This window comes from Sphaerospermopsis sp. FACHB-1194 (assembly GCF_014696235.1).
Taxonomy (GTDB): Bacteria; Cyanobacteriota; Cyanobacteriia; order Cyanobacteriales; family Nostocaceae; genus Sphaerospermopsis; species Sphaerospermopsis kisseleviana.
The window spans coordinates 1-7,592 of the sequence record NZ_JACJPU010000087.1; the positions used below are offsets into that span (position 1 = coordinate 1).

Here is a 7,592-nt window from a genome sequence, read left to right on the forward strand (position 1 = left end):
TAACTTGAGTTGTGTTTTGATGGATAAAAGCATTTGCTGATGTCAACACTATACTTTATTATTTAATTCTGACACATTTTGCCTAATTTTTTAGTCAACTTATTCCATGTATACGTCAAATACTTGTGTTTTTGTATACATTTGTACAGGTTTATCTAGTAAATTGTCAACTTAGGACAAGCTCAACTCCTCATATCCTGACTAGGTAGTGAGGTTAATTAACAGCTTTCCATGACAATGGTTGTTGCATAAAAAAACTATACATGGTTAAGTTTAGATATAATAATGACTCATTGTTTGTTTTCCTAAGTGGAGAAACTAATGGGTCGCGCCAAAAAGGTTGTCTTAGCATATTCTGGTGGAGTAGATACTTCTGTTTGCATCCCCTACCTTAAAGAAGAATGGGGAGTTGAAGAGGTAATCACCCTAGCAGCAGATTTAGGTCAGGGAGATGAATTAGAACCAGTACGAGAAAAAGCTTTAAAATCTGGTGCAAGTGAATCTCTAGTAGCGGATGTCAAAGATAGCTTTGTCCAAGATTACGCATTTCCCGCAATTCAAGCGAATGCACTCTATGAAAATCGTTATCCTCTAGGAACTGCATTAGCTAGACCTTTGATTGCTAAGGTATTAGTAGAAACAGCCGAAAAATATGGTGCGGATGCGATCGCTCACGGTTGTACTGGTAAAGGTAATGATCAAGTACGTTTTGATGTTTCCTGTACAGCACTAAACCCCAACTTAAAAATTCTTGCACCTGCCAGAGAATGGGGAATGAGTCGGGAAGAAACTATTGCTTATGGTGAGCAGTTTGGTATTCCTGCACCCGTAAAAAAATCCTCTCCCTTCAGTATTGACAAAAATTTACTTGGTCGCAGTATCGAAGCTGGTACTTTGGAAGATCCAGCTAACGAACCCCCAGAAGAAATTTATGAAATGACTAAAGCCATAGCTGATACTCCCAATGAACCGGAATATCTGGAAATTGGCTTTGAAAAAGGCATTCCCACCACCATCAACGGTACATCAAAAACACCAGTTCAGCTAATTCAAGAACTCAATACTATCGTTGGCAATCACGGTATTGGGCGCATTGACATGATTGAAAACCGCCTAGTAGGCATTAAATCACGGGAAATCTACGAATCACCAGCAATGGTGGTGTTAATTAATGCCCATCGTGATTTAGAAAGCCTGACTTTAACAGCAGATGTTACTCAATACAAACGGGGTATTGAAGAAACCTATACCAAATTAGTATACAACGGACTTTGGTATAGTCCACTTAAAGCCGCTGTTGATGCTTTTATTCAACAAACACAGGAAAGAGTTTCTGGTGTTGTGCGGTTAAAACTGTTTAAAGGTAACGCCACCATAGTAGGACGTTGGAGCGATAACACCCTTTATACTCCCGACTTAGCCACCTACGGAGCAGAAGATCAATTTGATCACAAAGCCGCAGAAGGCTTTATTTACGTCTGGGGACTACCTACCCGCATTTGGGCGCAGTCTTAAGTGACTGGGGACTGGGGACTGGGGACTGGGGAAGAAGCAGGGGAGCAGGGAGCAGGGAGCAGGGGGAAAATTATTTGTATTTTCCCAATCACCAATCACCAATCACCAATCACCAATCACCAATCACCTATTCCCCCAAATGCTTAACTTGGCGTGATTCCCACCAAATAGGAACAACAATTACAGCAACTAGAATAAGTAACGCCAAAATTGCAAATTGACTTACCCAAGCTACTAATTGTTCTAGGGAAACAATTCTGCCGGCAAAGAAAGCTAAAGTCACCATGACACCAGCCCAGGCAGAAGCTCCTGCTAAGTTATATACCAGGAATTTACCAAAAGACATTTCGGCAATACCCGCAAGTGGAGCCGCAAAAATTCTCAATAATGCGAAAAAACGACCAAAAAATACAGCTTTAGCAGCATTTTCACTAAATTGATCTTTAATACTCAGCAGTCGGGTTTCAGATATACGGAATATCTTTCCCACTTGTAACAGGAACGGCCAACCACCAACCCTACCAATCCAATAGCCGAAAGTACCGCCTATTACAGCACCTGTAACAGCATCACCCAGAACCAGCCAGTAATTAAGTTCATCGCTACCAGCTAGGAAACCGCCCACTAAAGTCACGGTTTCACCAGGAAGAGGAATGCCCAAATTCTCTAGCAAAATTCCCAAAAAAATAGCCCAATAACCGTAAGATTGAGCAAATTCTTGGATGTTTTCTAGTGAAAATAGCTCAAAAGACATCCAGCACCGCCGACTTTACAAATTTTTACTTTTACTATATTTTGGCTTGTCTGGAGTTAGGCTGTCAAATAATTGGTAATTGATTATTGACGTTCATAATGACAAAAACCTGATCATTGCTTTTCACCATTCGGTTTTTTTCAATTCCTTCTACTTATAATTTCAGGTTAATTTCTTGTAATAAAAATTGTTTTCTTCCCTATTTCCTGGACGTAAATATATGATAACTATAGAAATAGACATGATATTATGTACATTTTTGAAATGTAATTATTAAAAAGTTATAAAAATACACACAAATTATAAGAAAATAATAACAGTTAAATTGGCTACCGAAATCCGCAGTCATTTATGACTATATTGGAAATATCTATCAAATTTTATACTCTCGTTTGTCATGATTCCTGTAGCAGTTCCATAGATATCGACTATAATTGCATTAAGTCCTGTCTGACTAAGAAAAAACAGTATTTACACTGTTGACACTCAATCTTGATTGATATAATTTCCATTTTCTGAACATTTCAACTGCCCTGTTCAACTACCCAGTTAAATTCATGACTCTTACACAAGAACGCCAAGTGATTTTGTTCAAACCCCAAGGAAGCATAGACTTACAGGTTGGTACGGCCTTGAGTGAAAAGATGGCTGGAGTAAAACCTCAACCTGATCAACTCTGGGTTATCGATCTCGCAGAAGTTGAATTCATGGATAGCTCTGGTTTAGTTCCCCTAGTTCAAGCACTGAAAGTTGTACGCGAAAGCGGTTGTCGCTTAGTTCTTTGCAACGTGCAAGCTCCTGTAAGATTAGTATTGGAACTTACTCACCTAGATTCAGTGTTTGAGATAGTTAACAATTGCGAAGATATATTTTCTCATCTCAATAAGCAAAGTCTGGTGACAGTAGGCTAAATTCTCGGCTTTTCTGAGGGAAAATAGCCAATTTAAGAATATTTTTTCGCTTGTCATATTGACAGAACATTACTGGATATAATCACCCTTTAAATTCTCGCTCTAGCAAGCTGAATCTCTATTGCACCTGCAAAATATGACTAGGTTGACTAGAGGTTTGGCCGCTAGGCGATACAAATTGATAAAACCTGAGAAAAATTGAAGATACAGCAAAAGTCAGGAGTCAGGAGTCAGAAAAAAGATAAATAGGGGATGTTGAATAAACGTAAAACCTAGAAAATTAAGGATTTCAAGGAGTCAGGAGTTCAAGGATATCAAGGAGTTTTTTGTATTTTCAAACGAGGTAAAAACCAACAAAGTACAAGGTTTTCCTACTCATAGCTTCCAAAACCTTGCACCTATTTTATTTGTTATCACCCTCAAACTCTTTATTCATCCAGGTTTTGAGTTTATTCAGCAACCCGTAGGTACTGTGAGCCTAAAAAAGCTGCCACTTTGTTAGTGTTGGGAAAATTTCCAAATCAAAGAAACTCCTTAAATAGGGGTTGCTGAGAAAGTCTTTCCGTGAGGGCATAGGAGTCAGGAGTCAGGAGTCAGGAGTCAGGAGGAGATTTGAAAATTTCTTTGCCATCTCTTGAAATCCCAAAAAATGCACACTTTTTCCGGTATACCCTTCAAAACCCTTGCACTAATTTCTGTGTTTATCAGCCTCTAACCTTTGATATATCAAGGTTTTAGGTTTATTCAGCAAACCCTAAATAACTTTTTCAGCAACCCTAATTAAAAATTATCTCTTCAGCCTAGTCCGAAGAGCAATTAATTTTAGCAATAAACTACTTGCTTTAAGAAGATAATTAATCAGACAATTAATCTGAATATAAATTTCTACATTACCATATCCGTCTAAACATTTTGCGGAGTAGATATATTTTCTTGTCCAGATATAGGACTAGAAAAATTTGGTAAATCAATACCACTATGACTTGAGTGGCGAGTTTTGAGTGCTAACCGATAACTTACACTTTGTAGTTCAGCTTGTAATTGCCGATTTTCTCTTTGTAACATTGCCACTTTCTCTCTGACTGGAGTCATTCTTTCCTCAAACTTACGACGGTAAATTTGTGGTAATTCTTGTACTACTTGCTCTAACATCCGACTGCGATCAGTCAATTCTTGAACTGACTGTCGTAATTGGTAAATTTCCGAGTCACGAGAGGCAATTTGCTCTTGGTAGAAGGTTACTTGCTCTTCCACCGCTTGGAGTTGTTCTTTTAAAGCATCTAACTGACTCAAATCATACTCAGGTTCAGCTTTTTGCGGAATAAAGCTAGTATTACCCTTAACCAGCCGGAACAGTTCTTGAGATAGCTGTTGCACTAATTGGTCTCTTAGTTGCAACTCTTGACGCAACTGCGATACTTCAGTAGAAAGTGCTTGGATTTCGGGTGTGTTAGATTGGCTCACAGCGATTTATCTCTTAGGAATAACTGCGACAATATTAACTTTGGTAAGTGCTAGGGACAGCAATAAAATATTTTCCAAATATTTTTTAAATATTTTTAAATATTTTTAAATATTTCAGGACTTACGCAAAAGGGAACGAAAGTAGGGGTAATTCATGAATTACCCCTACGCAAGAATAAGGTTTTCAGTCACATCTTGCGTAAGTCCTATATTTATTATAGTGTCCTTTCCTATACTCTATATGTATGAAAAAAAACACTTACTTCATGATTTGATTCAAAACATATCGCAATTAGGAGCAATTGACAACTGTTAGAATACGTAAATTTTTCTAAATGGGAGGAATCCCCGAAGAATTCCTCACTCAGCACTTTTTAAGCAGCTACAGTTTCTTTAGCTGACTTGTCTTCTTTTATTTCCTGCTTGATTGTTAAGTAGCGAATTACTTCTTCGCTCAATCTCATAGCACGTTCAAAAGGAGCGATCGCACCTGCTGGGGCTGTGTAGTTAAATTGGATGTAGATGCCGTCACGGTGTCTGTTGATTTCATAAGCCAGACGACGCTTACCCCGATTTTGGATTTCCAGATTCTCAGCACCCTGTTCAGTTAACAAGTTCTGATATTTAGTAACCGCTTGTTCTACCTGCTCATCTCCCAAATCAGGGCGGAGAATGTACATTGTCTCGTAAACTGTGGTCATATATTTTTAGTCACCTTATGGACAAAAAAGGCTGCTGACATAGATTTATACAAGTAAAACAGATGAGTTACTGGTCAAAATCAACATCGGAAGCAACAAGGAATTATAATCTTACCAGTTTTCGATGAAAATCATCAGCCTCATCCGCCGAAATTTGCATCTCTAAGGATATTAATCAAAGTTATGGCGCAACGCTATGTGCGAGTTAAGAGTCAAGAAGGAAAAATTTACTATGGTTTGCTGCAATTATCCCTAAACGTGGAAGTTTTGGACGCTCCACCTTGGTTAGAAGGGCAACCCACTGATTTAATTTTAGAACCGGACAAATACAGACTCCTAGCTCCCTGTTCACCCTCGAAAATTGTGGCTGTAGGAAAGAATTATGCTGATCATGCGGCAGAAATGGGCAGTTCTGTACCTGCTGAACCGCTGATTTTCTTCAAACCGCCCACAACTGTAATCGCCTCAGAAATGGAAATCAAATATCCTGCACAGTCACAACGGGTAGACTATGAAGGCGAGTTAGCGTTAGTGATAGGCGATCGCACCTCTGACTGTACACCAGAGGCAGCCCAAAGCAAAATTTGGGGTTACACCATTGCCAATGATGTTACAGCCAGAGATTTACAAAAAAAAGATGCTCAGTGGACAAGAGCTAAAGGTTTTGATACATTTTGCCCTTTAGGTCCTTGGATTGTGCGAGAATTGAACCCAGGAGCGAGATTACAAACCTTTTTGAATGATCAACCTCATCCCGTCCAATCTGCCTGTATTGATCAAATGGTATTTTCCCCAGATTATTTGGTGTCCTATATCAGTCAAGTAATGACACTATTACCAGGGGATGTGGTGCTAACAGGTACACCCTTTGGCGTAGGACCATTAAATATAGGCGATCGCGTCCGTGTGGAAATCGAAGGTATTGGCCGCCTGGAAAACATAGTTATCCGACGATAATTATTGTTTGAGATTTTGGGAACAGCTGATCCTCAAAACTGTTAATCCAAAATCCAAAATCTAAAATCTAAAATTGGTATTTAACCTAACGCACCTGCATATGAACAGCATCAGAAATGGCTGGTATTTCTGCATAACGGCCATTTAAAGACTGGAATACAGAATAAACTACAGCCCCAACTATCCCCATAAAAATGGTTGTATACAGTGTTTGCATAGCAAAACCACTACCAGGGACAAATTTCACAAGATCAGTCAAGATGCCACACAAAAATACCACAATATCCAAAATGATGGCTTGCATAGTGTTGAAACGAATAAAATGGGCGATTTTGTCATTTCTGACAACTAATAGCCACAAAGCAAAGAAAATAATTATTCCAGCATAACGGACACCATAGTAAATTCTTAACAATGGCAGCATAGGTAAAAAGACTATTCCCAACAATGGAAAATCTCGCAGTAAAAACTGACCAAATGCAAATACTTCAATCAGAGGCAATAAATAAGGCAAACAAGCAAAAATTCGATCAGGAACAGTAGTAGAGCCGCGCCAATTCATGGTAAATTCTCCTATGGCTAAATTTGAATAGCTATTTGAGCGTTATGATAACGCAGCTGCTTGATTTTGCTGATAAATTAGATTATTTTATTAGATTATTTTATATTGGCGAGTCGGAAACCCATCATACACTCAAACTGCTCTGCTTGCTGTTCTGTAAATTGGCGAATAGCTTGACCACAACGCAGCTTACCCTCATACCAACGGGGTTTACCGCTATTGTTAGCAAGCCAACAAGATTGGCAAACTTGCTCAGGGGCAAAGATTTGATCATCCGTTACAATAACTAACATCGCAATACCTCCATCGCTCCTTTTGGCATCAAGGCAGGAACTCACAAAATAGCAAATAAATAAAATAGTGAATGTTTGCTAACTGCATATAGTTTTATTGTATATTATATATTTTGGATATTAATTTTTCTTAGTCAAAATTAATACGAATATTTTTCTAGTTAATTATAGGCAGAATCCCACAGATGAAATTTACAAACCCTTGGTTGATACATGAAAATATTGACCCTGAAACGAGACGCAAGCCCCAGGCTTTTAGACATGGGGATAAGTCGATAGGGACTTTAGTCGCATTAAAGCGATTGATTGGCTTTAGCCACATTCAAAATTGTATAGAATAATTCATCCAATCTTGATTAAAACTTCATGTTATTATACAGGACAATATCGAAAATCAGAAAAATGTCTAATTATGGATGCCAACAACACTTAATC

9 protein-coding genes are annotated in these 7,592 nt (G+C 38.4%); 4 read left to right on the forward strand and 5 right to left on the reverse strand.

Annotation, left to right across the window (positions count from 1 at the left end):
- The first annotated feature begins 321 nt into the window (after nt 1-321).
- Complete coding sequence (locus tag H6F45_RS25575) at nt 322-1,515, forward strand: argininosuccinate synthase (protein WP_190348754.1); 1,194 nt, start codon at nt 322-324, stop codon at nt 1,513-1,515.
- Between the two features lie 127 nt (nt 1,516-1,642).
- Here H6F45_RS25575 and H6F45_RS25580 read toward each other — a convergent pair whose 3' ends face one another.
- A complete protein-coding gene (locus H6F45_RS25580; RefSeq protein WP_096569393.1) occupies nt 1,643-2,269 on the reverse strand; it encodes a DedA family protein in 627 nt (208 codons plus the stop codon).
- A 557-nt stretch (nt 2,270-2,826) separates the two neighbouring features.
- Between H6F45_RS25580 and H6F45_RS25585 the strand changes: the two genes are divergently transcribed.
- Nucleotides 2,827-3,180: an STAS domain-containing protein gene (locus tag H6F45_RS25585; protein WP_096569390.1), complete on the forward strand. Its 354-nt coding sequence runs from the start codon at nt 2,827-2,829 to the stop codon at nt 3,178-3,180.
- Between the two features lie 903 nt (nt 3,181-4,083).
- Here the strand turns inward: H6F45_RS25585 and H6F45_RS25590 are convergent.
- Both H6F45_RS25590 and rpsF read right to left on the reverse strand, forming a co-directional pair.
- Nucleotides 4,084-4,644: an Npun_F5560 family protein gene (locus tag H6F45_RS25590; protein WP_096569387.1), complete on the reverse strand. Its 561-nt coding sequence runs from the start codon at nt 4,642-4,644 to the stop codon at nt 4,084-4,086.
- Between the two features lie 374 nt (nt 4,645-5,018).
- A complete protein-coding gene (gene rpsF / locus H6F45_RS25595; protein WP_096569384.1) occupies nt 5,019-5,345 on the reverse strand; it encodes a 30S ribosomal protein S6 in 327 nt (108 codons plus the stop codon).
- Between the two features lie 183 nt (nt 5,346-5,528).
- Between rpsF and H6F45_RS25600 the strand changes: the two genes are divergently transcribed.
- On the forward strand, nt 5,529-6,302 hold the full coding sequence (locus H6F45_RS25600; protein WP_137668536.1) for a fumarylacetoacetate hydrolase family protein: 774 nt from the start codon (nt 5,529-5,531) through the stop codon (nt 6,300-6,302).
- Between the two features lie 85 nt (nt 6,303-6,387).
- Here H6F45_RS25600 and H6F45_RS25605 read toward each other — a convergent pair whose 3' ends face one another.
- Complete coding sequence (locus H6F45_RS25605) at nt 6,388-6,864, reverse strand: Tic20 family protein (protein WP_096569378.1); 477 nt, start codon at nt 6,862-6,864, stop codon at nt 6,388-6,390.
- A gap of 95 nt (nt 6,865-6,959) precedes the next feature.
- Entirely contained in the window at nt 6,960-7,157 is a 198-nt protein-coding gene (locus H6F45_RS25610) for a hypothetical protein (protein WP_096569375.1), read from the reverse strand.
- 185 nt (nt 7,158-7,342) lie between these two features.
- On the opposite strand from H6F45_RS25610, the gene H6F45_RS25615 reads away from it, so the two are divergent.
- Nucleotides 7,343-7,498: a hypothetical protein gene (locus H6F45_RS25615; RefSeq protein WP_190348755.1), complete on the forward strand. Its 156-nt coding sequence runs from the start codon at nt 7,343-7,345 to the stop codon at nt 7,496-7,498.
- Nucleotides 7,499-7,592 lie beyond the last annotated feature (94 nt).

What these genes read in the sequence shown, in the direction of transcription:
- H6F45_RS25575 (WP_190348754.1), top strand. Translation starts at nt 322, where the DNA reads ATGGGTCGCGCCAAAAAGGTTGTCTTAGCATATTCTGGTGGAGTAGAT.
- H6F45_RS25580 (WP_096569393.1), bottom strand. Translation starts at nt 2,269, where the DNA reads ATGTCTTTTGAGCTATTTTCACTAGAAAACATCCAAGAATTTGCTCAA.
- H6F45_RS25585 (WP_096569390.1), top strand. Translation starts at nt 2,827, where the DNA reads ATGACTCTTACACAAGAACGCCAAGTGATTTTGTTCAAACCCCAAGGA.
- rpsF (WP_096569384.1), bottom strand. Translation starts at nt 5,345, where the DNA reads ATGACCACAGTTTACGAGACAATGTACATTCTCCGCCCTGATTTGGGA.
- H6F45_RS25600 (WP_137668536.1), top strand. Translation starts at nt 5,529, where the DNA reads ATGGCGCAACGCTATGTGCGAGTTAAGAGTCAAGAAGGAAAAATTTAC.
- H6F45_RS25605 (WP_096569378.1), bottom strand. Translation starts at nt 6,864, where the DNA reads ATGAATTGGCGCGGCTCTACTACTGTTCCTGATCGAATTTTTGCTTGT.
- H6F45_RS25610 (WP_096569375.1), bottom strand. Translation starts at nt 7,157, where the DNA reads ATGTTAGTTATTGTAACGGATGATCAAATCTTTGCCCCTGAGCAAGTT.
- H6F45_RS25615 (WP_190348755.1), top strand. Translation starts at nt 7,343, where the DNA reads ATGAAATTTACAAACCCTTGGTTGATACATGAAAATATTGACCCTGAA.